21 protein-coding genes are annotated in these 24,462 nt (G+C 49.3%); 8 read left to right on the top strand and 13 right to left on the bottom strand.

The annotated features are described in order from the left end of the window. Positions 1-492: 492 nt before the first annotated feature. A complete protein-coding gene (locus FJM74_RS09200; protein WP_187262306.1) occupies positions 493-1,311 on the bottom strand; it encodes a LuxR C-terminal-related transcriptional regulator in 819 nt (272 codons plus the stop codon). A gap of 812 nt (positions 1,312-2,123) precedes the next feature. Between FJM74_RS09200 and FJM74_RS09195 the strand changes: the two genes are divergently transcribed. After that, complete coding sequence (locus FJM74_RS09195; RefSeq protein ID WP_187262305.1) at positions 2,124-2,687, top strand: hypothetical protein; 564 nt, start codon at positions 2,124-2,126, stop codon at positions 2,685-2,687. 337 nt (positions 2,688-3,024) lie between these two features. Here FJM74_RS09195 and FJM74_RS09190 read toward each other — a convergent pair whose 3' ends face one another. After that, the gene (locus FJM74_RS09190) at positions 3,025-4,056 is read right to left on the bottom strand and encodes an alcohol dehydrogenase catalytic domain-containing protein (protein WP_194349974.1); all 1,032 of its coding nucleotides are present in this window, start codon (positions 4,054-4,056) and stop codon (positions 3,025-3,027) included. Positions 4,057-4,555: 499 nt separating this feature from the next. Here FJM74_RS09190 and FJM74_RS09185 point away from each other — a divergent pair, with 499 nt between their 5' ends. Beyond that, positions 4,556-6,067: a trypsin-like peptidase domain-containing protein gene (locus FJM74_RS09185; RefSeq protein WP_317175547.1), complete on the top strand. Its 1,512-nt coding sequence runs from the start codon at positions 4,556-4,558 to the stop codon at positions 6,065-6,067. Positions 6,068-7,013: 946 nt separating this feature from the next. Next, positions 7,014-7,766, top strand: coding sequence for an SDR family NAD(P)-dependent oxidoreductase (locus FJM74_RS09180; protein ID WP_187262304.1), 753 nt, complete (start codon positions 7,014-7,016; stop codon positions 7,764-7,766). A gap of 375 nt (positions 7,767-8,141) precedes the next feature. Here the strand turns inward: FJM74_RS09180 and FJM74_RS09175 are convergent, their stop codons facing one another. Beyond that, a complete protein-coding gene (locus FJM74_RS09175) occupies positions 8,142-8,471 on the bottom strand; it encodes a hypothetical protein (RefSeq protein WP_187262303.1) in 330 nt (109 codons plus the stop codon). 177 nt (positions 8,472-8,648) lie between these two features. Then, a complete protein-coding gene (locus FJM74_RS09170; RefSeq protein ID WP_241739029.1) occupies positions 8,649-9,728 on the bottom strand; it encodes an alpha/beta hydrolase in 1,080 nt (359 codons plus the stop codon). Positions 9,729-10,334: 606 nt separating this feature from the next. On the opposite strand from FJM74_RS09170, the gene FJM74_RS09165 reads away from it, so the two are divergent. Beyond that, positions 10,335-10,661, top strand: coding sequence for a hypothetical protein (locus tag FJM74_RS09165; RefSeq protein WP_187262302.1), 327 nt, complete (start codon positions 10,335-10,337; stop codon positions 10,659-10,661). Between the two features lie 73 nt (positions 10,662-10,734). Here the strand turns inward: FJM74_RS09165 and FJM74_RS09160 are convergent, their stop codons facing one another. The 4 genes from FJM74_RS09160 to FJM74_RS09145 all read right to left on the bottom strand — a co-directional run bounded on the left by FJM74_RS09160 (position 10,735) and on the right by FJM74_RS09145 (position 16,445). Then, complete coding sequence (locus tag FJM74_RS09160; protein WP_187262301.1) at positions 10,735-10,896, bottom strand: hypothetical protein; 162 nt, start codon at positions 10,894-10,896, stop codon at positions 10,735-10,737. A 504-nt stretch (positions 10,897-11,400) separates the two neighbouring features. Next, positions 11,401-12,915: a SpoVR family protein gene (locus FJM74_RS09155; RefSeq protein ID WP_187262300.1), complete on the bottom strand. Its 1,515-nt coding sequence runs from the start codon at positions 12,913-12,915 to the stop codon at positions 11,401-11,403. A gap of 130 nt (positions 12,916-13,045) precedes the next feature. Further along, the gene (locus FJM74_RS09150; protein ID WP_187262299.1) at positions 13,046-14,317 is read right to left on the bottom strand and encodes a YeaH/YhbH family protein; all 1,272 of its coding nucleotides are present in this window, start codon (positions 14,315-14,317) and stop codon (positions 13,046-13,048) included. Positions 14,318-14,516: 199 nt separating this feature from the next. After that, entirely contained in the window at positions 14,517-16,445 is a 1,929-nt protein-coding gene (locus FJM74_RS09145) for a PrkA family serine protein kinase (RefSeq protein WP_187262298.1), read from the bottom strand. A 536-nt stretch (positions 16,446-16,981) separates the two neighbouring features. Here FJM74_RS09145 and FJM74_RS09140 point away from each other — a divergent pair. Continuing rightward, entirely contained in the window at positions 16,982-17,851 is an 870-nt protein-coding gene (locus FJM74_RS09140; RefSeq protein ID WP_241739028.1) for a hypothetical protein, read from the top strand. A 257-nt stretch (positions 17,852-18,108) separates the two neighbouring features. Here FJM74_RS09140 and FJM74_RS09135 read toward each other — a convergent pair whose 3' ends face one another. From FJM74_RS09135 to FJM74_RS09120, 4 genes are read right to left on the bottom strand one after another with little or no spacing between them, the layout of a single operon-like run. Then, positions 18,109-18,936 (bottom strand): hypothetical protein, encoded by an 828-nt coding sequence (locus FJM74_RS09135; RefSeq protein ID WP_187262297.1) that lies wholly within the window; start codon positions 18,934-18,936, stop codon positions 18,109-18,111. After that, positions 18,933-19,112 carry a hypothetical protein gene (locus FJM74_RS09130; protein WP_187262296.1) on the bottom strand — a complete coding sequence of 60 codons (180 nt, stop codon included), beginning with the start codon at positions 19,110-19,112 and terminating at the stop codon, positions 18,933-18,935. Before FJM74_RS09130 ends, FJM74_RS09135 begins: the two co-directional genes overlap by 4 nt. Next, on the bottom strand, positions 19,112-20,197 hold the full coding sequence (locus tag FJM74_RS09125) for a toxic anion resistance protein (protein WP_187262295.1): 1,086 nt from the start codon (positions 20,195-20,197) through the stop codon (positions 19,112-19,114). Before FJM74_RS09125 ends, FJM74_RS09130 begins: the two co-directional genes overlap by 1 nt. A gap of 12 nt (positions 20,198-20,209) precedes the next feature. Continuing rightward, positions 20,210-20,644, bottom strand: a complete 435-nt coding sequence (locus tag FJM74_RS09120; RefSeq protein WP_187262294.1) for a hypothetical protein — start codon at positions 20,642-20,644, stop codon at positions 20,210-20,212. Between the two features lie 630 nt (positions 20,645-21,274). On the opposite strand from FJM74_RS09120, the gene FJM74_RS09115 reads away from it, so the two are divergent. From FJM74_RS09115 to FJM74_RS09105, 3 genes are all read left to right on the top strand, one after another. Continuing rightward, entirely contained in the window at positions 21,275-21,565 is a 291-nt protein-coding gene (locus tag FJM74_RS09115; protein ID WP_206684023.1) for an ArsR/SmtB family transcription factor, read from the top strand. Positions 21,566-21,713: 148 nt separating this feature from the next. Then, the gene (locus FJM74_RS09110; protein ID WP_187262293.1) at positions 21,714-22,823 is read left to right on the top strand and encodes an MBL fold metallo-hydrolase; all 1,110 of its coding nucleotides are present in this window, start codon (positions 21,714-21,716) and stop codon (positions 22,821-22,823) included. A 317-nt stretch (positions 22,824-23,140) separates the two neighbouring features. Continuing rightward, complete coding sequence (locus FJM74_RS09105) at positions 23,141-23,551, top strand: c-type cytochrome (protein ID WP_187262292.1); 411 nt, start codon at positions 23,141-23,143, stop codon at positions 23,549-23,551. A gap of 11 nt (positions 23,552-23,562) precedes the next feature. On the opposite strand, the gene FJM74_RS09100 is transcribed toward FJM74_RS09105, so the two are convergent. Continuing rightward, positions 23,563-24,459: an aldo/keto reductase gene (locus FJM74_RS09100; RefSeq protein ID WP_187262291.1), complete on the bottom strand. Its 897-nt coding sequence runs from the start codon at positions 24,457-24,459 to the stop codon at positions 23,563-23,565. Positions 24,460-24,462: the final 3 nt, after the last annotated feature.

Here is a 24,462-nt window from a genome sequence, read left to right as displayed (position 1 = left end):
TTAGAAGTCCATCATCATGGGCAGCAATACTAGAATCACTCGGAAATGCCAGTATTGTGGAAAACCGTTTGTTGCAAAAACACCAGTTGTGCCAAAAAAGCCAATAAACGAAGGTAAAAAGGACAGGTGATCAAAGAATCTGAACTCCTAAGTTAACCAATCCCACCCTTCTATGTTAATAGGGTTCAGCAAGCTTAATGCTTTTATTACCTACAGGTATGCACCAGAAAGTGCATACCTGTAAATTTTGTCAATTATTCCAATCAAAACAGCCCTTCGGGAGCCTTTTCTGCTCCTGCTGATACGGTCCGTATCCGTCAGAAATTACTTGTATGTGCTTCAAAGCAACTAGAGTTGCCGGTGAAAACACACGGTAACAGCAAAAGGAAGAGCCGACGAAGAATTATTTATGAAGCAATAGTGCATCATCTGTACAACCACGCTCCGAAGACTGATCATTCCGCCTCACACTCTTCTGAAAAGTTACTACGATCATATAAGTCCATGAGACACCGCGAACTGCACCAGCCCTCCGGTATTTCGCGTTTTTGTTTTCTCCATGATTTTTTGCCGGTGTGTGTTCACCGTATGAAAACTTATAAATAGCTTATCAGCGATGAGCTTGCTGCTAAAACCCTCTGCCATCAGTTTTACAATTTCCAGTTCCCGTTTACTTAAGCAAGTAGAAGGATTAAAAGAATCTGATTCAGTCTGGCTAAAGAACAAACAGGATTTGGCAACAGTCGAAACAATGGAGGCTAGCTGATAATTACTCTTCTTCCAGTGGGAAATATCAGAATATACGCACAGCACGTGGGTTATAGTGCCCTTGTTGTCTGTCTGTAAAATAGAATTCTGGGCTAATACCCTTACCACTTTGCCGGAAGGCCTCAAAGTCCGAAAATCATAGGTAAATTTGTACTGTGCCTGATCGGCAGGAGGCACACTGAATATAAAATCCCAGATGCTTTTTATCAATTTCCAGCTATTCTGCAGGTCTTCAGGGTGGGCAATGCTGTTACAGAAAGGCAACCCCTGCTCCAGAAAATATCCATTTCCGTACCCAAACAAATCTGAGGCATTGCTGCTTACAAACTCAAACCGTTGCGTACTCAGGTTCAGGATCATGGTGACACATGGAGAATTGTTCAATACCTTCAGCAAAGCCGGGTTATTTCCAATATTATCACCATAACCCGGCAGAACCTGTTCATAAACCTGAGTTTGCCATATCTTTATTAACGCCACATATTCTTCCGGATAATGAGTACTTAAGGTTTTATCTAAAGAAATCTTCGTTGGTGGTTGCATATGGAAGGTAGCTATGTTTTCATCTATTTAATATATTTATAGGATCTCAGATTTTATTAACCATAAAAATGGCTCGTTGGAGGTCGTATCGCGTGGTATGTACTCTACTTAAAAGTATTAGAGCAAAAAATTCAGCTGATAATGGAAGTATAGCACAGTAAGAAGTACTATAAATATAATTAAAAATGCATTTTTTATAACAGAATAAAAAGGAATATCTCGTACTCCAGGTAACATGCTTATTATATTATAAAGAACCCTTAATTATTAATACTTAGTTTACTGTAGAAGCTGAACAGGGTTTCTTCATCTAAATTGTACCAACAAAAGGTTAAAAAGTAACATTAAGGGCCTTAAGATTTCATTCTTTAACAGCATCTGCAAACGGAATTGCTTTAGCTATAACCGTGAAAGGTAAAGAGCAACAACAGGAAGAAGTTAATACCAGCAGCCGGGATAAAGTAGACCTATTTAAGCCAATTAAGCGTACAAGCAAATTGGTACCTCTATATTAGCAGAACCTGATATAATTTATAAGCTGTAAACTATATCAGCGTTTGTAAGCTACCTGTGCTTGATCCCGGATATGGCAGGATGATCTTGTAAAATGGTTGATGAAAAAATATACACAGAAGGAGGACCCACAGGTAAAGCTGCCCCTATGAGTAGGCAATGAAAGGCTTGTAGGTAAACGTATAAAAATCTTCAGGATGATTTTCCCGGTCCATTCGAAAGCATGAGAGCAATTTTTCAGCATAAAAAACCATTAAGAGCCACGGCAAGTGCCTGCGATAGATCATAATTTGTCTGCTTTGATGAGACTTCTATACTTCCTGTTCATGACACTGCTGCTTTCTAACTGCTCCCTGGAGAAGTCGGTTCATCGTGCCACGCAAACAGAGGAGAGAGCAGCAGCCACACAGGACACGATTAAGGCGAAATACCCTGCCTTAGCAGCAAGAAAATTTGCCGAATGGTTTCCTCCGGAAGAAAAACATCCCGCCAGCATGAAAACAGATACGGTAGAAGTACCTGTTGCGGTAGAAGCAGATTGTGCTCCCTGCCCGGAAGCCACCAGGCCAGGAACCATCACGAAATACATTCCCATTTCGAAACAGCCCGACGTTTCTTATTATACCAAAGCCATAACCCAGCTAAAGCTGAAGACACAGGAGTTTGCAGGTGCACTTGAGATAGCCAGAGATCGGTACAAGGAGGCACAGCAGGAGCTGTTACGGGAAAAATCGTCGCACCGGTTAACCCAGAAGGAAAAAGAGAAAGAGCGGAAGATGAAAATTGCCTGGATTTGGTTTAGTGTCTCCCTGGGCTTACTGATAGCCCTGCTCCTAATAGGAAGGATATTAAGGCTGATTTGAGGCAATACGGGTTCGTTCCCAGCCGGAACAGGAGCAGCAACACAGCAGCAGGAGCAAAAAGCTCTGGAGGGCGCTTTTGCTTAGCATAATGCCTACACCGGAATGCTTCCTGCTATAGACGGCGGCTTAAAACCCGGAAATCGAACTTGTACGGCTATCTGCTACAGGACACAAGGTTTTTCAAAATCAGAATAAATCAAATGTTGAATGCCGGTAAGTTCAGTCATTGGCTATAAGCTAGCTGAGCCGGCAAAACTTGCTCAACGGCCTGTAGAGGCCATAAAATAACCTCAGTGCCCATACAGACACGGTGGGGCTTGCCTTCCATAGCTAATCCTCACAAATTATTCACCCGCACCACAACCTTACCCACCGTTTTGCCTTGCTGAAACAAGCGTATCGCCTCCTGCATCTCCTTAAAATCAAACACATGGCCTATATGCTGTGGCCTGAGTTCAAGTTTCTGCAGGCCGTGGAGCATCTCGTGCATCATATCGGTTTGCTCGTAAAGGTAGATGAGGTTAAAGCCCATGAGCGACTTGTTCTGGGTGGGTAAACGCAAAGGATCTATTTTGGGGCGTTTCAGAAATTTATAAACGAGCCTGGGGTAATTGGGCTTAGCGCCGTGACTAGTGAAGCTGGCATTGCCATACACGACCATCCGGCCCATGGGAGCCATCGCTTTCCAGCCCTGCATCAGAATCTCCCCTCCTATGCATTCCATAATCAGGCGGAGCGGCCGGTCACCGAGCGCATGTTTCAGTTTAGAGTAGAAATTGCGGTCCCGGAGAATCACAGCGTCATAGGCTTCTTCCCGCTGCAGAAAATCTACTTTGCCGGACTGCCCTACGGTGCCGATGGTATAGGCGCCGTACTTTTTGCAGATCCGGTTAGCCAGAATTCCAACACCGCCTGCCGCACTATGGATCAGCACCGTCATGCCGCGCTGCAGGTTGCCCAGCGCTGTCAGGGCATAATAGGCCGTGAGTCCCTGCACCAGAAACCCGGCACCTTCTTCAAAGCTCCAATCGTCAGGCAGCGGAATAACGTAGCGGTGGTGGATGTTGATATGCGAAACATAGCCGCCAAACTTCGTCGCCCCCATCACCTTGTCTCCCACCTTCCATTCTTCCAGACCGGCACCTACCGCCACCACCTCCCCCGCAAATTCAAGCCCCGGAATAAACGAGCCGGCGGGTGTGGCGCTATAGAGGCCCTGCATGGCAAAAATATCGGCAAAATTTAACCCTATGGCTCTCACTTTCACGCAAACCTCATCAGATTTGGGGTGGCCGAGAGCTTCAACGGACAGCTTCAGGTTTTTGATGGAACCTGCTTTATGCATGCGGTACACCTGGCGTTCGATCATTAGGCAGACTTTTAGTGACCAATATACACAATAAACTTGTATAGCGGAAGGAGCCCGGCCGATATGGGTTCCCGCCGCTGTGCTCTCCGGGCATCTGGCCCTGCCCCGCAGGAGTAGCGGCTGTGAAGGCCTGCCACATAACCCAGCTGCCAGCGGTAAGCCCGGATCTTGCCTAATGTTTTGCAGAGGGTGTGCCTAGCGGCGGCAGGCTCCCCACCTGTATTGAAGCAGCAGAAAACATTCAAAAAAACTAACCGTTTAGTAGATAATGGCCCAGTAAATTGCGGCATAAACCTCTGCTTCAAAGGTGAGTATCCGAAGATGAAACGAAACAAGGCAGAAGAAAATCCTGTGTGAGGCACGGCTGTTTTCTACACCATAGCCCAACAGTCAGGGCCAGCGCGCGTGGTCTCCTGAATCTTGTATCCTTTTGCGGAAAGGCTTACCAGCCAGCAGCTATGTTAGCTTGTAACTGCTGGTAAACAAATAAGTAAATAAGGTGAAAAACTTACATGACATGAAGAAAGCCAGCCTCTTATTACTCACTATGCTGATCTCGGTAGCTCTGGCCATAGCAGGCTACCGCTATATCGACAACAAAGAAAATGAACCGGACTCATCTGCCGGCAACCTGAGCCTGAACTTTTCAGATAGCCCTGTCAGACCGGGCTCCCCGGCGGCAAACCTCGATTTTGTGAAGGCATCGGCCACCGTTACGCCTGCCGTGGTACACATCAAAACCCTGTATACAAGGGCTTCCTCCGGGGCTGGCAACCCATTCTTCGAGCTTTTTGGCATGCCTCAAAACTCTGCACCCGCCCGAGGCTCAGGTTCAGGTGTAATTATTACCCCAGACGGATATATTGTGACCAATAACCATGTGATAGAAAATGCCTCTGCCATAGCAGTGACGCTGCCCGATAAACGAAGCTATGAGGCCAAACTGATTGGCCGTGACCCCAGCACGGACCTGGCCCTGGTAAAAGTAGAAGCCACAAACCTGCCCGTGGTGCCTATCGGAAACTCAGACAATGTGCAGGTAGGGGAATGGGTACTGGCCGTGGGGTATCCTTTATCGCTCAACTCAACGGTTACGGCCGGCATTATCAGTGCCAAAGGCCGCAGTATCGGTATTCTGAACCGGCCCAGCCAGGACAGTTACGCAGACCCTTCCGAAACTGCCGCCAACACCGCCATTGAGTCTTTTATACAGACAGATGCCGCCATTAACCCGGGCAATAGCGGTGGCGCCCTGGTGAATACGGCTGGGCAACTGATTGGTATAAATGCTGCCATCGCCTCTCAAACCGGAAGCTATGCCGGCTATGGCTTTGCCATTCCTGCTAACCTGATGCAAAAAGTGGTGGGCGACTTCAGAAAGTATGGCGAAGTAAGGCGGGGGTATTTAGGCGTAAGCTTCCCGGCTCCCGCCGTAGAAGATCAGATACTACGGGAGCGGGGAATCGACCCTGCCTCAGTACGTGGCGTTTATATTCTAGGCGTTGAGCCCGGAAGCGGAGCCGCGGCTGCCGGTTTAAAAGAAGGCGATATTATTCAGAGCATCGACGGGGCCCGGGTTACCTCCTCAGCGGAGCTATCAGAAAGGGTTGCCCGTCACCATCCCGGAGATAAAGTGCAGCTGTCTTACCTGCGCAATGGCCGCACGGCCAATGCCGGCGTTGTACTGAAAGGGGAAGAAGCTGCCACCGCTGTTGCCAGCACCGGCCTGGAAGCCCGCCTGGGCGCCTCCTTTGCCCCTGTTCCCGACAATGTGAAACAGCGCTACCGGCTGAAGTCGGGCCTATACATCACGGAGCTTCAGAAAGGAGGCTTCTTCGATTCTGCCGGAATACCGAGGGGCACCATCATCACCAATGTGAACGGCAAACCCGTCGACAGCCTCGCCGACCTTAACAATGCCCTGAACGCCTCCCGTAGCGGGAGCGTTCGCATAGATGGCATCACCCCCGACGGCACCGGGTTCGTCTTCAGTTTCCCGCTTGGCACCTAGCCCGGCCAAATAATTGGTGCCTGAGCAGTAGAGTTAAACTATCGGAATGAATTCAGAAAATCACAAACAATAAATAGATGATTATGCTTTTCTAAAGGCCTTTAAAGCACAGTGTCCAGAATTACTAATTTTTAATTTGAACAAGCTCCAAACATAAAACCCTCGGCCATCAGTACCGTATAATAAAGTACTTTTGACATTGCGGGTTTTTATACAGACAGGCGAGAAGCCTGGTTTAAGCTTTCAGAAGCTTACTGGAAATTAGCTCCAATTATTAAGGGCAGGCGTCTGCTATGGCAATGACCATAGCAGACGTTTTGTTTTAGAGCTGTTCCTGCCGCCTTCCTGAAGCTGAAATTTTTACAGAACGAATCACAAACTTGAAATCATTTCTGGCAGTCTATACCAAAGCTCCTGTCATTCAAACCAGGAGCTTTGGTACTGGGTTCTGCCGCTGCTCCACCACATACGGTTGCCCCTATTTACTGCCTGGCCTGAAAAGCCGTAGCTTCCAAAAAACTGGCCATACGGGTGCGAGGGCAATTATGCTAATGAAAAAGGCCCTCCGGAGCCTCTGCTGGTGCCGGCTGCGTTACCTTCCTGTAGCTGGTTCTTCCTTCGGGGTTATGAACAAAACCGGTATAGAGGCTGCTTTCGGCTCCACATCCTTCCTACTCTAACTAGTGCTGCCCACTTTGATTTGTAGCAAGGTTAAACGCTTTTTATGCCGTCATTCCTAATTTTTAATTTCTGATTTTAATTTAGAAGAGCTTTAGTAGCTTACTGAGTAGCAGAACAGGGTGAGGTAAAAGCACGCTTAAAGCCAAAGCAAGACACCAGCCGCTCCCGATCAACATTCTGCAAATTGCTTAGTCAGGCAACCTATATCCTGCTAGCTGTGTACCTATACCGGAACAGCAAAGGCTCCATCAAAAAGTAGAGGGATATGAGGAACAAAGTGGCTATCGTGACGGGTGCTGGCCAGGGTATCGGGCTCCAGATTTGCCGCCAGCTGGCAAATGCCGGCGCAAACGTGCTTCTGAACGACCTGCAGTCCGGCCTTGCTGAGAGCGCCAGCAGGCTAATCAGGAAGGAAAACGGATCTTGCATGCCCCTGGCAGGCGACGCCAGCGACACAATGTTTATCGAGCAACTGATTGAGACAGCGGTTTCAGAGTTTGGGTCAGTTGATATTATTGTTGCTAATGCCGGGATAACCCTTTTCGGCGATTTTTTAAATTACACCCCAGAAGCCTTTAGCAAAGTAATGCAGGTAAATCTGGGTGCAACCTTCTTTCTGGCTCAGGCGGCAGCCCGGCAAATGATACGGCAGGCATCCGGAGGCTCCCTGCTATTTATGTCTTCTGTTACGGGGCACCAGGCACACAAAAACCTGGCGGCCTATAGCATGAGCAAGGCCGCCATCGAAATGCTGGCTAAAAACCTGGTAATTGAACTGTCGCCCTATAAGATTAATGTGAATACCCTTGCCCCAGGAGCTACCCTTACTGAAAGGACCATGCAGGAGCCCGGGTATGAAGCTACCTGGTCTGCCATTACCCCCATGGGCCGGCCAGCCGCTGTTACCGATATTGCCAGGGCGGCCTTGTTCCTGGTATCGGAAGAGGCAAGGCACATTACAGGCCAGAGCCTGGTGATAGATGGCGGCTGGACCTGCATCAGCCCGTCCCCTTTTTAGGTTATTCCGTTGCTAATACTTAACACAAATGAGCTAATGCGCCACCTGTTATGTGCCGGAGCCCTGCCCTATCGCCTTCCGGGAACTTACCTGACGCTGTGTGCCAGCATTGCCCCACCTTTTTAACCTCAAACAGCATGAATTACATTCAGGTAAAATCTATTTGCCTAAGTCGATTCCGCAGTAGCAGCTCCGGAGGGCAGCTTTCATTCAAATAATTTGACTTATCTGCTGTAAAACAATTACTCCGCACTTACTCAAAGATTCTTGATCGTACTTCCTGCGCACTAATTAAATTTTCAGACTTGCAGTGGCCGGTTTTTCTATTAACGATATAAGACTGCCATTATGCTGATTTTACAGGACAAAAGCGTATTAACGGTGTGCCAGCTTATTTGGGGGCAGTTTGCTCCTGAAATAGCGGCCGGCTATCAACGTATTGCTCCTGAAGCTGGCAAGGCTCCTGTTCAGGATTTTCCTTATTTTGGGCTTGCTGACATCCAGGTAAACCCCCTGCAGTTTTTCTTCATAAAGCAAGGCACCTTGCTGGTCGTAGAACCTGACAACAGAGTAGTTTTTCTGGTTCAGGTTGGTTTCTACCACCCAGTTACCTGCATCGGCTGGAAGGGTCTGCGCCCTAGCCGACATAACCGCGCCCACTAATACAGCGGCAGCTAAAGCAGTTTTGATGACTCCATTTTTCATAGTTTTTGGGGTTAGCGTTTACATAAAAGATCAACATAGTCTGTCAATTTAAAGACTATTAAACAGTTTTTGCTGATCTTTTAGATAAACACTCCCAAAGCTGTTTTATACAGCTAAAAATTATCGACGAAGCCAACAACCTGGATTAATCAAACTACATACACGGTACCTCGGTGCTCATTTTCTCTCTTGCTCAAACGATAGGTTCTCTGCATAAAAATTAAGAAGCAGAGTGCCAATACGCTCCGCTACGCGGTTTATATGGTCTCCTTCGTACTCTTCGTACCTGTGCCTGATGCCGTAGTTATTCAATATCTCATTTAACTCCCGGATGCTGGCAGCAATGCTTTTGTCCTGGGAGCCTGCATCGAAGGCCAGGGCCCGCAGCTTCCGGATATTGTAAATGTTTTGATCGATTGTGGCCAGGGGGCGGTTAGCATTCCACCTGGCCAGCACAGAGGGTTGCAGTTGCCCCTTCTCCAGTGGCAGATCCAGGAAGAAGGGTGGCTTTGTGGGGTTAGGAGACCAGGCAGCTGCCGAGGCAAACATCGCCTTCGTGAAAAAATCGGCCCGGTTCAGGTCGGCCTGCGTCCGGATGGCCTGTAGCCTGGCGCTGGCGGCGGAGTCCTGCGGCACATTGCTGTTGGCCTCCAGGCAGCAGGGGCTCAGCAGGTACAGGCTCGAGAACACCTCCGGGTATTGCTGCCCAATCCGTAGAGCACCATAGCCTCCCATCGAGTGCCCGGCAAGCCCCCGGCTCTCAGCCTTAGGAATGGTGCGGTACTTTTTGTCGATGTGGGCTACCAGCTCCCGCGCTATAAACTCTTCCCAGTTACCGGTCGTCACGGACCTGGAATACATGCTGCCCCCGAAACGGCTATAGGCATTGGGCGTGACAAAGATCATCTCTGGTCGCTTGCCATCTGCAAACGCTTTGTTGAGCACCTTAGGCAGGTTCATCCAGTGCTGCTCGAAGCCATAAAGCTTGGATGCGCTGTCGGTGAAACCGTGCAGCAGGTACACCACCGGGAACCGCCGCTTCGGGTTCTCCTTGTAGCCGGGAGGCAGGTATACGGCCACCTCCCGGTCAGGGGAGTCTCCGGACAAGTTTCCTTCCAGCCCCTTGCCATGAACCATAATTCGCTCTACCGTACCTGTGCGCCTGGTTCCTTTCTGGCCCTGAACCGGGAAAGATGTGAGCAAAACAAAGGCAGCCATCAAGGCTGTTATGCTGCTATAAAACATGTCAAGTTTCATGGAATTGGTGTTTAATGCATAAGAGCTAAAATTTAAGCATTTTCCCCAGTACTTCTGAATTTCTAATCTTTAATTTGGCGAAGCAAGGGCAAAGGGATGATGCACTAATAAGTAGCCCTAAAAATTTCACAATCGTGTTAGCAATTCGTGACCCTACCCAGGATTTAAAAAATATTTTTAGATAAAATAGAATAATTTTTAAGCCTGCTTTTTACTCCCTAACAAGAGACAAATATCGTAAATCGCTTTATATCAACAGGTTGTATTATACCAGAAATCAGGTAAGATTATTTTTATGCTATACTGACGAGTTAGTAGCTTATGGGGGCCTAAATACCAATAAACTGCAATTAACTATAGAGTCTCTTGCTCGTATAAGAAGTATTCTGTAAATTATAGAACTATACCAATCATATACTTCAGGTTTTTTTAAAAAATTCACCTTCAACACCTGTTTTCATGAGAGTACAAATACTTTTATGCATGGCAGTGCTATTGCTGCTAACATCCTGTAAAAAAGACGAGCCAGAACCTGATACCAGAATGAAGCTTGAGATTTTTAAAAAGAAAAAGTCCTCAAGCGGTGAAATTACAATTGGATCGAAAATGGCAATTATCCATGTATGGCAGGCAGAAAACAAAGACTTTGACCTGGCCTTATCGCCCGATATACAGGTTGGCAATGTGTACGATAAAAATACGGCTTCTTTTCATACAATTGATTACGGGGCAATCGGGTCTACTATGAATGAAAAGGTTTTGCCGGGCAGGTATTTTGTGTATGTGCTTCTCCCAAAATCGGCCGGAAACGGGGGCCTTATGTACTCGTACACCTACTTCGAGATAAAAAAAGGAGAAACGCTGCCTCTTAAAAAGATCTTCAGCCACGACACCCCAACGGGCACCTTCGAACCCTGGGATCAGAATAAATAAAGGCTGTTGGGTTTGTTTTAAAATGTTGCCAACATTGGCTTCGACTCACCATGTAATCCAGCAGAGCAGCTGTTTATGGCTCCGTTAACCCCGTCAGGAGCCCGGCATACAGCAGCGATTCAGGCATGTCTTCGGCCCTCTCTAATTCGTGCCGGGGCACCTGCACCACGTGGTTGCCCACCAGTATCAGCGAGAGCTGCTGTTCGCTGGCATTCACTACCCTTCCACTTAACACCTGCCCGTTTTTTTAATTACCCGGATCGCCATCATGCTGGGTTTTATCCGATTGAACGGCTCGAGAATCTTCTCCAGAATTTTTTCTCTGGACAGGCGCCTCCCCACATCCTTCAGGTTGTCTCCTAACATCTCCATATTACCGTCCACGGCGTAACAAACCAGGCAGGTGTGTGCTGCAAACAATTGCTTTCCAGCTTCCACGGTATTTTCTGAGAACGCATTAGTGAGCACTGGACTTGTTCTGACAGGTTCACCAGCTAAGCCAGATTCATAGATGAGCTTTTAGAATGCTCTTTCGTTTCCGTACACAGCATTGTACCAGTAAAATACCCAGAATTTTTAGCTCCACTGGCTCGCCTGATTATTCTAATGAAAATGGCCCTCAGGAGATGGTAGGTACTGTTGCTGCTGCTGATTAATTGGAGATATTACTGCCGTTAAAGCTGAAGAACCTGGAAAAGAACTTTTCAATTTGAGTAGTGAACATTTTGGTCAGCTGCTCTTACTTTATCTCAAAGGTGCTCTCGTTTATGCCGAGCTTGTTTTTAGAATGGAGCTCAACCGGAAACCCCCACAGATAACGGATGTGTTTTAGCGTGGCCCTGGCCGTTTCGGCTTCCAGGCGTCGGTCGCTCTGGATGGTGTGCGTCAGGTACAGTTTGCTGGTTTTGTACAGGTCTACCTTGGTAGCCTGTATGTTAGGGATATAAGACGAGCGGTCGTACTGGTTGCTCAACTGCTCCCGCACTTTTCTGTAGCCCCGCTCGTTATGGATAGCGCCAATCTCGTAGGTTGTCTCCAGTTCGTTGTCTACAATGGTAAACAGCCGCATGTCGCGGATAACCTTGGGCGAAAGATACTGGAGTATAAAGCTGTCGTCACGAAAGTTCTCCATCACATAGTGCACCTGCTCCAGCCAGTCCTTGCCCACGAGGTTCGGGAACCATTCCCTGTCTTCGGCGGTAGGCTCCTGGCAAATGCGCTTGATGTCCATAAAAATATTGAAGCCGAGTGTGTAAGGGTTCAGGCCCGAATAGTACTTGCTGTTGTATTCCGGCTGGTACAGCACCCCGCTATGGCTCTTGATAAACTCCAGCATAAAGCCATCGTTCACGTAGCCCTCCTCAAACATTTTATTCATGATGTGGTAATGGGTAAAAGTGGCAAAGCCTTCGTTCATGACCTTGGTGGCACCTTGCGGGTAAAAATACTGCGCCACCTTGCGCACAATCCGTATAATTTCACGTTTCCAGACCGGCAGTGCCGGTGCATATTTTTCGATAAAGTACAGAATGTTCTCTTCCGGCTCTTTTGGGAAGCGGTGCTCCTCTTTGGAACCAGGCTCGGGCAGGTCGGCTGAAGGGGGCAAGGTTCGCCAGAGCTCGTTGTAGTTCTCGCGTTTAATGGCAGTGAGACGTTTCAACCTTTCGTTCTCCTGCATGGCCGAGATTTTAGAAGGCTTTTTATATTTATCTACCCCATGGTTCATGAGGGCGTGGCATGCATCCAGCACCTTTTCCACTTCCTCTTCCCCAAACTCCTCCTCGCACTTAAGGATGTAGTCTCTGGCAAACACCATATAATCTACAATAGAGTCGGCAGAAGTCCAGTCCAGGAACATGTAGTTGTTGGCGAAAAAGGCGTTATGTCCCTGGCAGGCATGGGCAATCACGAGCAGCATCATGCAGGTGGAGTTGTTCTCCATGTTGTAACTGATGCAGGGGTTAGAGTTGATGACCAGCTCGTACGACAGCCCCATGCGCCCTTTGGTATAGTTATTCTGGTTGAGCACAAAGTCTTTCCCGAACTTCCAGTGCGGGTAAGAAGTGGGCAGGCCGGTGAGGGCGTAGGCATCGAGCATCTGCTCCGAAGTCACGATCTCGATCTGGTTCGGGTAGGTCTTCAGCTTCAGGTACTCCCGCCCAATCCTGCCTATCACCTGGTCTGCCGCCTCCAAGGTATCGTAATCCCAGTTCGGATTAGTGAACATCGCTCTGTATTTATCTATATCCTTCATGGCAGTTTTTGAAATGGTAAGTGTAAGATAGTAGATGAAGACTTTTCCAGAATACCACGGAGTCAGCACCATTTCGAATGCTGTTCCTATACCCTATCAGTTAACAATTAACAACCAAGAATCAACCTCCTCACCTACCGGAATCAGAGTCGTTCCGTTTCCGGAAGAGGCCCTGGAAAACCGGCCATATTTCGTACACTTCGTTGATGTGCCGGATAGAGAAGTCCTCGTCGTTGCTGATGCGGTTGTAGGCCTGCCAAAGGTCGCTTTCGCGGTTCTTGTTGTTTATTTCGATGTAGGCCATGTATTGTATGGCGGGCAGAATCGTTTCCAGCACCAGGTTCTTACATTCCTTGGCATCCTCCTTCGACCACACGTCCCCATCGGAGGCCTGGCAGCAGTAGATGTTCCAGTTCTCATCGTACCTTTCCCGCATAATCTTGTCCATGAGTTTCAGCGATGGGGCTACCACCGTGCCGCCACTCTCTCGGGAATTGAAGAACTCCTCCTCGGTTACCTCCTTGGCCTCGGTATGATGCCGGATAAACACCAGCTCCACATTTTTGTAAAGCCTCGTCAGGAAGATGTAGAGGAGCGTGAAGAACCGTTTGGCAATATCTTTCTCATGGTAGCCCATCGAGGCCGACACGTCCATGATGCAGAACATCACGGCCGAGGTGACCGGCACAGGCACCCGCTCAAAGTTATTATAGCGCAGGTCTATGTCTTCGAAGAACGGTATGGTGTTGGCCTGCCGCTTTACTTTTTCTATTTCCAGCTCCAGCCCTACCCGCTCTTCGGGATCGGTGATCAGGGCAAGCTGCTCTTCCAGGAGCTGCAGTTTCTTGTCGAACACACCTTTTAGCGCCAGCCGCCGCCCCAGCGACTGCTGAAAGCTGGTTTTTACGTTTAACCGCGAAGGCACACTGTCACGGGTATAGCCGGCCCGCTTCATTTCGAAGGTCTCGGTGCTGTCCATCAGCTTTTTTACCATCTTGGGCAAGGCCAGGTCATCGAAGAAATACTGCAGAAACTCCTCCCGCGACAGCACTACCGTGAACTCATCTTCTGATGTTTCCGGGCTATTGGAACCCTTGCCACGGCCACCGCCGCCACCTCCAGCCTTTGGTTTTGGCACCCGGTCGCCTTCGTTGTAGCGGTCGTTGCCTGGCTTCACGATCTGTTTTTTCCCGGTTTTAGGGTCATGCCGGAAAGCGGGCTCATCCAGGCCACGTACCGGCACCTTCACGCTGCCGCCCGTCTTGCTGTCCTTAATACTCTCCTGGCTGAGGATGTCCGGTATCGCTTTTTTGATCTGGCTCTCCACCCGCTTCAGAAACTTCTGCCGGTTGCCGGTAGATTTCCCTTTATCATTTTTTCTTCTATCAACAATATGACTCATGGTTAATTTTGAAGGAGTGATTGAGTGATTAAGTGAATTTTGAATGAGTGAAAGATGAATGATTGATTGAGAGGATAAGTGAATTTTGTATATAAAATGAATGGTTACGTGAATAACTCAATGATTAACCTGTTAGAAAACCACTCATCCATCCATTCACTCATTCAAAATTCATTCATTCAAAACTCACTTATCCGCCTTAGGCCATCGTTTTCCGCACCCGCATAAACCAGTCTACCAGAATCCGGATTTGCTTTTCGGTGTAGCCGCGTTGCTTCATCCTTTTGGTAAAATCTCTGTGCTTCTTCTCGTCTTCCTCGTTGGTTTTCACGGTGAAGGTGACCACTGGCAACAGATCTTCGGTATTGGTGAAGATTTTTTTCTCGATCACGTTCTTGATCTTCTCATAAGAATCCCAGCGTGGGCTCTTGCCACCATGGTTGGCTTTGTGGCGCAGGAAGAAGTTGGTCACCTCGGCCCGGAAATCTTTCGGGTTGGCGATGCCGGCCGGTTTCTCTATTTTCTCCAGCTCGTCGTTCAGAATGCTTCTGTCAAATATCTCTCCGGAGTCCGGATCGCGGTAATCGTTGTTCTGCATCCAATGGTCGGCATATACCACATATTTCTCAAAGATGTTCTGTCCGTAAGAGCTGTACGACTCAATGTAGGCTTTCTGGATCTCATCAGAAATAAACTCAGCGTACTTGCTCACCAGCACCGATTTGATCAGGTGCAGGTACTTGGTTTCGGTTTCGGGCGGAAGCATCATTTTGATCACCTCCTGCTCCAGCACATACAGCAGGTGCACCGGGTTGGCGGCAATTTCTTCGCTGTCGAAGTTAAACACCTTGGAAAGGATCTTGAACGCAAACCGGGTAGAGATACCCTGCATGCCTTCGTTTATGCCGGCATCGTCGCGATACTCCTGTATGGATTTGGCGTTCGGGTCGGTTTCGCGCAGCGTCTCCCCATTATATACCCGCATTTTAGAGTAGATATGCGAATTCTCCGGCTCCTTTAACCGCGACATAACCGAAAACTCGGCCAGCAGCTCAATGGTTTTAGGAGCACATGGCGCATCTTTCAGAGAGCTCTCCCTGATCAGCTTTTCGTAGATTTTAATCTCCTCGCTCACGCGCAGGCAGTAAGGCACCTGCACTTTGTAAATACGGTCCAGAAAGGCTTCGTTCTTCTTGTCGTTCAGAAACTTCGCCCACTCCGACTCGTTGGAGTGCGCCAGTATAATGCCGTCGAAAGGAATGGCGCCGATGGGCTCGGTGCCTTTGTAGTTTTTTTCCTGGGTGGCAGTAAGCAGTGGGTTCAGCACCTTTATCGGTGCCTTAAACATCTCCACAAACTCCAGCAAGCCTTGGTTGGCCAAACAAAGGCCACCTGTATAAGAATAGGCATCCGGATCGCTCTGCTGGTATTCTGCCAGCTTGCGGATATCCACTTTCCCTACCAGCGTAGATATATCCTGGTTGTTCTCATCGCCAGGCTCTGTTTTAGAGATGGCGACCTGCTCCTGTATGGAGGGAAACAGCCTGATTACTTTAAACCGGTTGATATCGCCATCAAACTCCCGCAGCCTTTTAGAGGCCCAGGGGCTCATGCAGCCCGGCACATAGCGGGCCGGAATATTATACTCCGCCTCCAGCTCTTCGGTATAATCGGCAAACAGCCCCAGCGGGCTCTCAAATACCGGGCTTACCTGGTCGCCAGCCTTTAGCACATAAATCGGGTGCTGCTGCATCAGGTGCTTGAGCTTTTCGGCCAGCGAGCTTTTGCCACCACCCACAGGGCCCATCAAATACAGGATCTGCTTTTTCTCTTCCAGCCCCTGCGCCGAGTGCCTGAAGTAAGACACAATCTGCTCAATGGTGCTTTCCATGCCATAAAAATCTTTAAAGGCAGGGTAAATCTTAATTCTTTTGTTGGAGAAAATGCGGCTAAGCACGGGGTCCTGGCGGGTGTCCAGTATTTCAGGCTCCCCAATGGCATCGAGAATCCGCTCTGCCGGCTTAGCATAAACTTTCGGGTCTTTCTTACACTCCTCGAGATAGGCAGCTACTGTCATCTCGTTCATGGAGGCACTGTAATTTGTCTTGATCTTTTCTAGAATGTTCATAGGGTGCAATGTTATAACATGATCAGCGTCATTATTTTTCTGAGAGCAGTGGCTGGACCTCAAAATGAGCCGTGCGTCTGGGCAACTGCTACGGAACGTGTGTTATCAAAGGAAATGAAGTGGGTGCAAAGGGGCTCCCCTACTTTTACAACAGAAAAAATGAGACTTTCTTGTGCGGCGCCTGTATAAAACTATACTCCCCTGTGGTCCCTGCTTTTCTGTCCGTCGGCGTCTTAATCATCAAAATAAGTATAGGAAGCTGTCTGTAACAACTCCTATAATAGCCTTTTCTGAAGCCTGATTGCTTTTTCGAGCAATTCTTTGCTTCATAAAGCCTGGCATAGCGCAACCGGAAGCTACTGATTACATCCTCATACGGCCATCGCTATACCCTATGTTACTATATATGCCCGATTTAGTTGCTGGCTACCTCCCTTAATCTGAACTAAAATGAATGAGTGCAAAAATTAAGCCTTAAAGTTATCGGGCATAAGGCGGCTAATTCCCAAACATCATTTAAATATTTTAAATTCAAAATGGCTTATATTTTATGCTGCAAATTTTCACCTGATTTCGGAACTCTCCGTGCAGGCTTCCAGGTGCGGCAGGAGGAGCAGCCACGTGGCTCCCGCTCTCCCCAAGATGAAGTACTCGGGGAGAAGGCAGACACGCACAGCCATTTCCGGGTATTTTTGCTTATTTTACAGGCTACCATCCGGCACCAGAACCATATGAACCGTTTTTTACCACGGGATTCCTCCCAGCAGTTGCTTCAGAAAATCGAGGCGTGGCGCTACCCTGCTACATACGAATTTGAGAAACATCGGATGGTGCTGCAGGACCAGACCGGCAATGACCTCGCCTATTTCAGGCTCCCCCTGGTGCTGCCTCCCCCGGGCAGGCAACTCAATGGCACAGCCGGCCAGGTAAACTACGTGCTCCTGCTCATACAATCGGGGAACTGCGCCCTAGGCTATTTCGAGAATGGCCAAAACCTCGACCATAAGGTGTTCCGCTCCTACATGGTACGGAAAAAGCAGGGCACGAGCCAGGTAAAATACCTCAAGACCAAGGGCAAATCAAGGGCAGGCTCCCGGGTGCGGCTCGGGGAAACGGAAGAGTTCTTCGAAAACATAAACGAGCGGCTGCAGGCGTATTTCGGGGAGCACGAGGTGCACCGTATTGCCATGAGCTGCTCCAAAATTCTGATCCCCTACTTCTTTGGTTCTAAAGTAGCCACGCCTTTCGATAAACGGGACGAGCGCATTTACAAGATCCCCAAACACATCCACACGCCCATTTACGAGGTGATGATGCAGACAAACAAGTTCCTGCTCCAGGGCGAACTGATTTACGACGAAAGCCGGCAGCCACTTATTGATGAGTTGCTGGGAGAGGACTTTTAATGTGCTGATTGTTTAATGTGCTGATGTGCTAATTGTTCGATTTGAAAATTTGGAGATGGATTGAATGGATGAGAATAATGGGACCTACAAGTTTCTGTTAACATATAGACGTAAGAATTCTGAACATTCTTTAATTCTGTAAATTTCGATTCAGACAAGAATCATCCTGCTCTTCCTAAATTTCTTATTCAGACAAAATAAGCAGCAGCAACAAAAGCTCCGGAGGGTCTATTTCATTAGAATAATTGGCTCACTCATCAGAGGCTCTCCCTGCTGATGGTAATTGGGAACAGGCGGTAATCGATCAGGTTCAGGGCATAGCTGAAGCCGATCCAGTTTACAACAGGCAAATAGCCGGTAGTTGCGACACCATCGCGGGAGGGCGCGGAGAGCATCGCATTCCCGACGTACGTTAAGCTGCCTGCTCCTATCCCAAGCCGGCCAGAAATATGCGTGAGAAAAGCCGCTTTATCCTGGTCGGTAGAAGAATAACTGATCTCTTTCACCACCGTTCCCGCACCATCGTTCTCCCTGGCATATACGATGCTGGAAAAATGGTCTATGGCAAGGATGGGGATGGCTATTTTTGGCGCCTCTCCGCTGGTGGCAGCTGCCGTGGCTCCGGCAGATTGGCTCCGAACGCGCCGGGCAAGGTCTGCTACGTATTTGGCTGGTCTCGCTTTTTCGGGGGCAGGCTCCTGTACCCGTCTCTCAGAAGCCGCCTCCGCCTGCTCAGGAGGAACGGGAGCACCCGTTTCGTGCCGCTGGTGCACCTCCATGATCACGGTAAAGGTACTGATAAAATGGTCGGTGTGCTGCAGATGAAACAGCTCCAGCTCATGAATTCTTTTTTTGGATACCAGGTAGTTGTGGATGCGTTTGGTTTTTTCGTACACGGCCCGGAACTTGGGTTCATGCATGGTGCCTTTGTACCGGTTCTGGAGGTTGAGCAGCGCCGCCAGCCTGGTGTTGGAGTTGCGGATGTGCTGGATATCCTTTAGATCGACCTGCACCGGCTGCCCCACCACCATGCGCTTGCCAGACTCCCCCTGAAGACCGAAAAAGGAACGCAACATTTTTATCATTTCGATAAAATCCTTTTAAGGTGCAGGGTTTCAATCTCGACCTGGATCTTTTCGGAGGCTTTAACGGCTTCGAAGTAATTATCGAGGTTCTGGGTATAAAGATCCAGCAGGGCATCCTGCTCCTGTGTCAGGACGCGCCGCTGCTGAGATGCTTTCTTATTGTCACTCTCCCTCATTACTCAGTTTCGATCTGCTTAGACTTGCCGAAGGTGCCTATTATTTTGCTGTTGAGTTCTTCCTGTACGGCGGCCAGTTCTTTTACGGCCTCTGCGCGCTTTTTGCTGCCTTCTTCCGATATTTTCATCACCGCGTCCAGTGTTTCCACCATGTCGCGGTTCACCTTCTTCAGCGTTTCCACATCCACAATGCCCCGCTCGTTTTCCTGGGCGGCCACTACCACGTTGGTTTTGAGCAGCTGCGAGTTTTTGAGCAGCATCTCGTTGGTGGTGTCGGTCACTTTCTTCTGGATCTCGAGGGCTTTGCGCTGCTTTTCCAGCCCCAGCGCAATGGCCACCTGCTGCCGCCATACCGGGATAACCGTTACGATGGAGTTCTGGATTTTCTGCGCCAGCACATCGTTGGTGGTCTGGATCATCCGGATCTGCGGCATAGACTGCGTGGCGATGGTGTGGGAGAGTGTAAAGTCGTGCACCTTCTTCTCCAGGCGTTCCTTAAAGGCGATCATATCGCTCAGGCGCTGCACGGCCAGCTCGTCCTGCTCGCTGTTCTCTACTTCGGCCTGCAGCTTCGGAATGGTCTGCGTCTCTAATTCCTCAATCTTTATTTTGCCGGCAGCGATCACGGCCCGGATTTCGTGGATATACTCCACTGCCTGGTTAAACATTACCTCCAGACTGGTGGTGTCTTTGAGCACGCTCTGCCGGGTCTTCTCCAGCTTGATCACTACATCGTCTACGTTCTCAGAGATGGTATTGTACTGGCTGGCGATCCGCTTCGACTTGTCCACGAACTTCTTCATGAACGGGATGCGCGACAGCATGCCCGGCTTCTCGGCCTCATCTATCTTGACCATGTTGATCTGGTGCAGCAGCTCGTTTATGGCCGCGCCGGCATCGCCCGAATCTTTCACCTTTACCTTGGTCAGCAGCTCGTTGGAATAGTAGCCAAGCTTGCGCTGCGTCTCCACCCCGAAGTTGCTGAGAGTCTCAGGCTTGGTCGGATCTATGGTTTTAGAGATGGCCACTGCTTTCTGCTGAATCAGCTCTCTGTTTTCGGCAATCGTTATCTGGGGTTTGTCCATGGTTATAAGGGGCTAAAGAAGGTTGTGATGCGTAAGGGTAACGGAGTTGAGGTATTTTTTTATGTTCTCATGCCGCTCCGTGGTTTCGTACCACTCAATCTCGTTCAGGGGCAGGTACTCTCCCAGCAGACCATGCACCTCTTTCAGCAGGGCCTCGCCTTTTTTGGTCCTGAACTCAGGGTTTTTATAAAATGCGCTGATGTACTGCACCTTCACCTGCCCGTGCTGGGTCACGGCCAGCTCCTGCACCTCCACCACCAGCTCAGACGATTTATTGTTATCCGTCACGATGGTTTTGTACACGCCTCTGTTGCCCTCCTCGAGCGCCGCGATGCATTTTTGCCGGACCTCGGTAATAGTCTTTCGCAGACGCTGGTTCGGGCGTATATGATGGCCATAGATGTACCCCAGCACCAGGGCGATTACAAACGTCAAAAAAATTGCCATGAGTATTCTGATTTTTACTTTTTAAAAATATCTAACTGTATATACGCGGAACGCTGCCAGCCGGTCAGACATTGCCTGCAACAATTCAGGAGCTTGAAAAACGACCGGAGCATGTCACGCACCCCTCTCTGGCTGGTCCCACTTATTTGATACAATATACTTGTTTTTCGCTACAAAATTGGGGCCTGATTTGATTTTCGTGCAAGAGAGCCATTTTGGCAGAACTTACGCGCTCAGGCGGCCCGCAGCCATACCATAGGCTAAGCCATATCATGCCAGGAACAGGCCCGGTAAATTATTCTAATGAAAAAGGCCCTCCAGAGTTTTTTTTAAGACACAAGACTTTTTTGTCTGAATCTTTCTAAAGGGCCACTACCCCCAGGAATTTAAAGAATTAACAGAATTTAGAGAATCCAAGAATCTTAAGGATGCTTTGTTTGAAACTTGCCGGCTCTGTTATTCACAGAAAAAAAACATTCCAATTCTTCAAATCTTCAAATCAACCATTTAACAATTAATCCATTAAACACTAAACAACCAGCAATCAACAATTAAAACACTGCTGCTCCCCGCCTGGAAAACACTTTGACGCTTATCGAATTATCGTATATTTGTGGCGAAGTTTGAGAGATGAGGCACGATATCAATAAAATGACCCGCATTATGAAGGCGCTGGCCAATGAGAACAGGCTGGAACTGTATCTGCAGATATGGCAGCAGAAGAAGGTGGCTGTTCCCGAAAGCGATTGCTTTGTAAGTGATATCGCGGCCAAGATGAATATTGGGGCTCCCACGATCTCGCATCACATCAAAGAGCTGGAATCTGCCGGCCTGATCAGGGTGCAGAAGGTGGGAAAGCAGCTAACGGCCTCCATAAACGACGAAACGAAGCGTTACCTGCGGGAAGCGTTCAGCCTGTAAAAATTTGCCCGAACAATTCGAACCTTATCAAATTATAAAACACTCATTAAACCAGCCTTTCAGGTTCATCTCTAAAACCTGGTTTTGTTGAGGCTGCCATGCTGCTACAGCTACTTACTTTATGCCACTGTTCAAAAAAACATTTAAAATGATCGGAATAATAATCGGCAGCCTTTTTGGAGCCATATTGCTGGGCGGCGCTATTTTCATGAACGCGAGCCCTCAGTTTGGAGGGAGCCCGACCAAGGCCCAGAAAGAGTCTTACCAAACCCTGAGCTATTACCAGGATGGCAAATTCCAGAACCTGGTCCCAACTTCCATGGACATGAGCTTCGGGGATATGCTCAGCACCATGCGCGATTTTATGAGAGGCGACTCCACCCGGCAGCCCCACCACCAACTGCCGGTGCAGCGCCTGGACTCGCTGGACATAGCCAACAAGCCTGACGGGATAGCGCGCCTGACCTGGTTCGGGCACTCGGCCTTCCTGCTCGAGATCGATGGCAAAAACATTCTGTTGGACCCCATGCTCGGGGAGTCGCCCTCTCCGCTCCCGCTGTTCGGCTCTAAACGCTACGCCAATGAACTACCCATCGATGTGGCCAGTTTGCCTCACATCAACGCCGTCATCATCTCCCACGACCATTACGACCACCTCGACTATAGCTCCATCCGGCAACTGAAAGATAAGGTCGATGCCTTTTACACGCCCCTGGGCGTGGGGGCGCACCTGGCTGCTTGGGGCGTAGACGAGGCAAAGATCCACGAGCTGAAATGGGGCGACGAGGCGACACACGAAGGCCTGACGTTTATCTGCACACCCGCCCGCCACTTCTCCGGCAGAGGCCTGTTCGACCGCTTCTCCACGCTTTGGGCTTCCTGGGTCATAAAATCTGCAGAAAAAAGCCTCTACTTTAGTGGCGACAGCGGTTATGGCCCTCATTTCAAGGAAATAGGCGACAAGTATGGTCCTTTTGACATTGCCATGATGGAGTGCGGCCAGTACAACGAGCGCTGGGAAAACATTCATATGTTTCCGCAACAAACCGTGCAGGCCTTCCAGGATGTGCAGGGCCGCCTGCTGATGCCCATCCATTGGGGCGCCTTTTCCCTGGCCCTCCACTCCTGGACCGACCCGATAGAGCGTGTTGCCGCCAAAGCAAAAGAACTGAATGTGCCGCTGGCTACACCCAGAATTGGCGAACCTATCGATCTGAACCTCAGCACCGCCCCCAGCACCCGCTGGTGGGAAAACTGACGGGTGGCTCCTGCCGCAGCATTTCTAATTCATTACTAAGATTAAGCACAGCTGCCCAGAAATTTTAATTCCCGGAATATATTTCTTCTGCCCCTACTGCTGTCCTGTATGTTTAAGTGCGCAGCCTGCGAGGGACCAGTAGCCACTTTAGCAGGCGCAACACCAAATTATTTCAATCAAAATGCCCCTCCTGAGCCTCTGCTGCTGCTGCCGGGTTACTCCGGTTTCTGATCCAGACATTTAAATTAACAGAGCTCAGGTTTTCCTTTTTTCTTCCTACTGCCTATCTTAGACAGCAAAATATCAGAATCCGGCATATGCTTAAAAGTTGTATAATCGCTCTTGTTGTTACCACAGGCTTCTTTGTTACTTCGCCTCAGAAAGACACCCTCTCTGCCAGCATGAAAAGAGGTGCGCAGGTTTACGCCACCAACTGCCAGAGCTGCCATATGCCGGCAGGCGAAGGCATTGCCGGCACCTTCCCTCCTCTGGCCAAATCAGATTACCTGCTCCAGGACCAGAAGCGGGCCATAGGCGTGGTGCTGCATGGGGCAAGCGGCGAAATGATGGTGAACGGTGAAACGTATAACATGGACATGCCCCCCATGAACTACCTCACAGACCAGGAGGTGACCGATGTGCTGAACTTTGTACAGAATAACTGGGGTAACAAAGCCAGGGCCCTTACGCCGGAGCAGGTAAAGGCGGTGAGGCAGCAGAAGAAATAAAGGGCCGGTAGTTACCGGTGCTGCTCATATGTTTTGGCTTCTACTGCTGTAGCAAGCTGCTCGATTTCTGCCTTCGTGAGCGCAGCAGAAGCTGCTGCCTGCAGCGCCTCCCCAAGTTGCGCCTGGTTCCGGATGCCCAATACCGCCGACGTAACAGCCGGGTGGTGCAGCACGAAACGTGCCGCCACTTCGGCTGCAATTCCGGTGGTTCCTGCCACTGCTGCGATGGCACTGGCGGCTTTGGCAACCTGAGCCTCACCAAATCCAAGATAAGGTTTGGATGGCTTGCCCAGCAGCAGCCCCTGCGCATACGTACCACGGGTTAAAACGCCTATCTGGTGCTCCTGCAGCAGCGCCAGAACCTCTTCCTCAGGGCGACGGTCCAGAAGGCTGTACTGCATCATCACGCTCACCATGCTCGAGTGCTTCACGTATTCCCGGATCACATTCGGCCTGATGGAGGAGATGCCATAAAAGCGGATCTTGCCCTGCTGCTGCAGCGTCTCAAAAGCTTGTATGGTTTCGTCCATAGGGTCATCCAGGGTGCCGCCGTGGAGCTGGTACAGGTCTATGTAATCTGTCTGCAGACGCTTCAGGCTCTCTTCCACGGCCTGGAGAATGTAGGCTTTGGAGGGGTTCCAGTCCCAGCCACTCCCATCAGGGCGCATTTGGTTGCCGGCTTTGGTGGCCAACAACACTTTAGCACGCATGCCCTTAAAGGCTTTGCCAAGGGTAGTTTCGTTGCGGCTATGCTGGTAAAGGTCAGCCGTATCGAAGTAGTTTATGCCATGGTCAAGCGCCTGGTGCAGCAATGCTCTGTTGGCGGCATCGTCATCTCCCAGCGACATGCACCCGAAGCCGATCTCACTAACCTGTAAATCTGATTTGCCCAGTTGCCGATAGTTCATATA

Source organism: Pontibacter beigongshangensis (assembly GCF_014332515.1).
GTDB lineage: Bacteria > Bacteroidota > Bacteroidia > Cytophagales > Hymenobacteraceae > Pontibacter > Pontibacter beigongshangensis.
The sequence above is the reverse complement of the archived record's forward strand: the minus strand, read 5'-3'. Positions and strand labels throughout refer to the sequence as shown.

What these genes read in the sequence shown, in the direction of transcription:
- FJM74_RS09200 (WP_187262306.1), bottom strand. Translation starts at nt 1,311, where the DNA reads ATGCAACCACCAACGAAGATTTCTTTAGATAAAACCTTAAGTACTCAT.
- FJM74_RS09190 (WP_194349974.1), bottom strand. Translation starts at nt 4,056, where the DNA reads ATGATCGAACGCCAGGTGTACCGCATGCATAAAGCAGGTTCCATCAAA.
- FJM74_RS09180 (WP_187262304.1), top strand. Translation starts at nt 7,014, where the DNA reads ATGAGGAACAAAGTGGCTATCGTGACGGGTGCTGGCCAGGGTATCGGG.
- FJM74_RS09175 (WP_187262303.1), bottom strand. Translation starts at nt 8,471, where the DNA reads ATGAAAAATGGAGTCATCAAAACTGCTTTAGCTGCCGCTGTATTAGTG.
- FJM74_RS09170 (WP_241739029.1), bottom strand. Translation starts at nt 9,728, where the DNA reads ATGAAACTTGACATGTTTTATAGCAGCATAACAGCCTTGATGGCTGCC.
- FJM74_RS09165 (WP_187262302.1), top strand. Translation starts at nt 10,335, where the DNA reads ATGGCAATTATCCATGTATGGCAGGCAGAAAACAAAGACTTTGACCTG.
- FJM74_RS09155 (WP_187262300.1), bottom strand. Translation starts at nt 12,915, where the DNA reads ATGAAGGATATAGATAAATACAGAGCGATGTTCACTAATCCGAACTGG.
- FJM74_RS09150 (WP_187262299.1), bottom strand. Translation starts at nt 14,317, where the DNA reads ATGAGTCATATTGTTGATAGAAGAAAAAATGATAAAGGGAAATCTACC.
- FJM74_RS09145 (WP_187262298.1), bottom strand. Translation starts at nt 16,445, where the DNA reads ATGAACATTCTAGAAAAGATCAAGACAAATTACAGTGCCTCCATGAAC.
- FJM74_RS09140 (WP_241739028.1), top strand. Translation starts at nt 16,982, where the DNA reads ATGGCTTATATTTTATGCTGCAAATTTTCACCTGATTTCGGAACTCTC.
- FJM74_RS09135 (WP_187262297.1), bottom strand. Translation starts at nt 18,936, where the DNA reads ATGATAAAAATGTTGCGTTCCTTTTTCGGTCTTCAGGGGGAGTCTGGC.
- FJM74_RS09130 (WP_187262296.1), bottom strand. Translation starts at nt 19,112, where the DNA reads ATGAGGGAGAGTGACAATAAGAAAGCATCTCAGCAGCGGCGCGTCCTG.
- FJM74_RS09125 (WP_187262295.1), bottom strand. Translation starts at nt 20,197, where the DNA reads ATGGACAAACCCCAGATAACGATTGCCGAAAACAGAGAGCTGATTCAG.
- FJM74_RS09120 (WP_187262294.1), bottom strand. Translation starts at nt 20,644, where the DNA reads ATGGCAATTTTTTTGACGTTTGTAATCGCCCTGGTGCTGGGGTACATC.
- FJM74_RS09115 (WP_206684023.1), top strand. Translation starts at nt 21,275, where the DNA reads ATGAGGCACGATATCAATAAAATGACCCGCATTATGAAGGCGCTGGCC.
- FJM74_RS09110 (WP_187262293.1), top strand. Translation starts at nt 21,714, where the DNA reads ATGATCGGAATAATAATCGGCAGCCTTTTTGGAGCCATATTGCTGGGC.
- FJM74_RS09105 (WP_187262292.1), top strand. Translation starts at nt 23,141, where the DNA reads ATGCTTAAAAGTTGTATAATCGCTCTTGTTGTTACCACAGGCTTCTTT.
- FJM74_RS09100 (WP_187262291.1), bottom strand. Translation starts at nt 24,459, where the DNA reads ATGAACTATCGGCAACTGGGCAAATCAGATTTACAGGTTAGTGAGATC.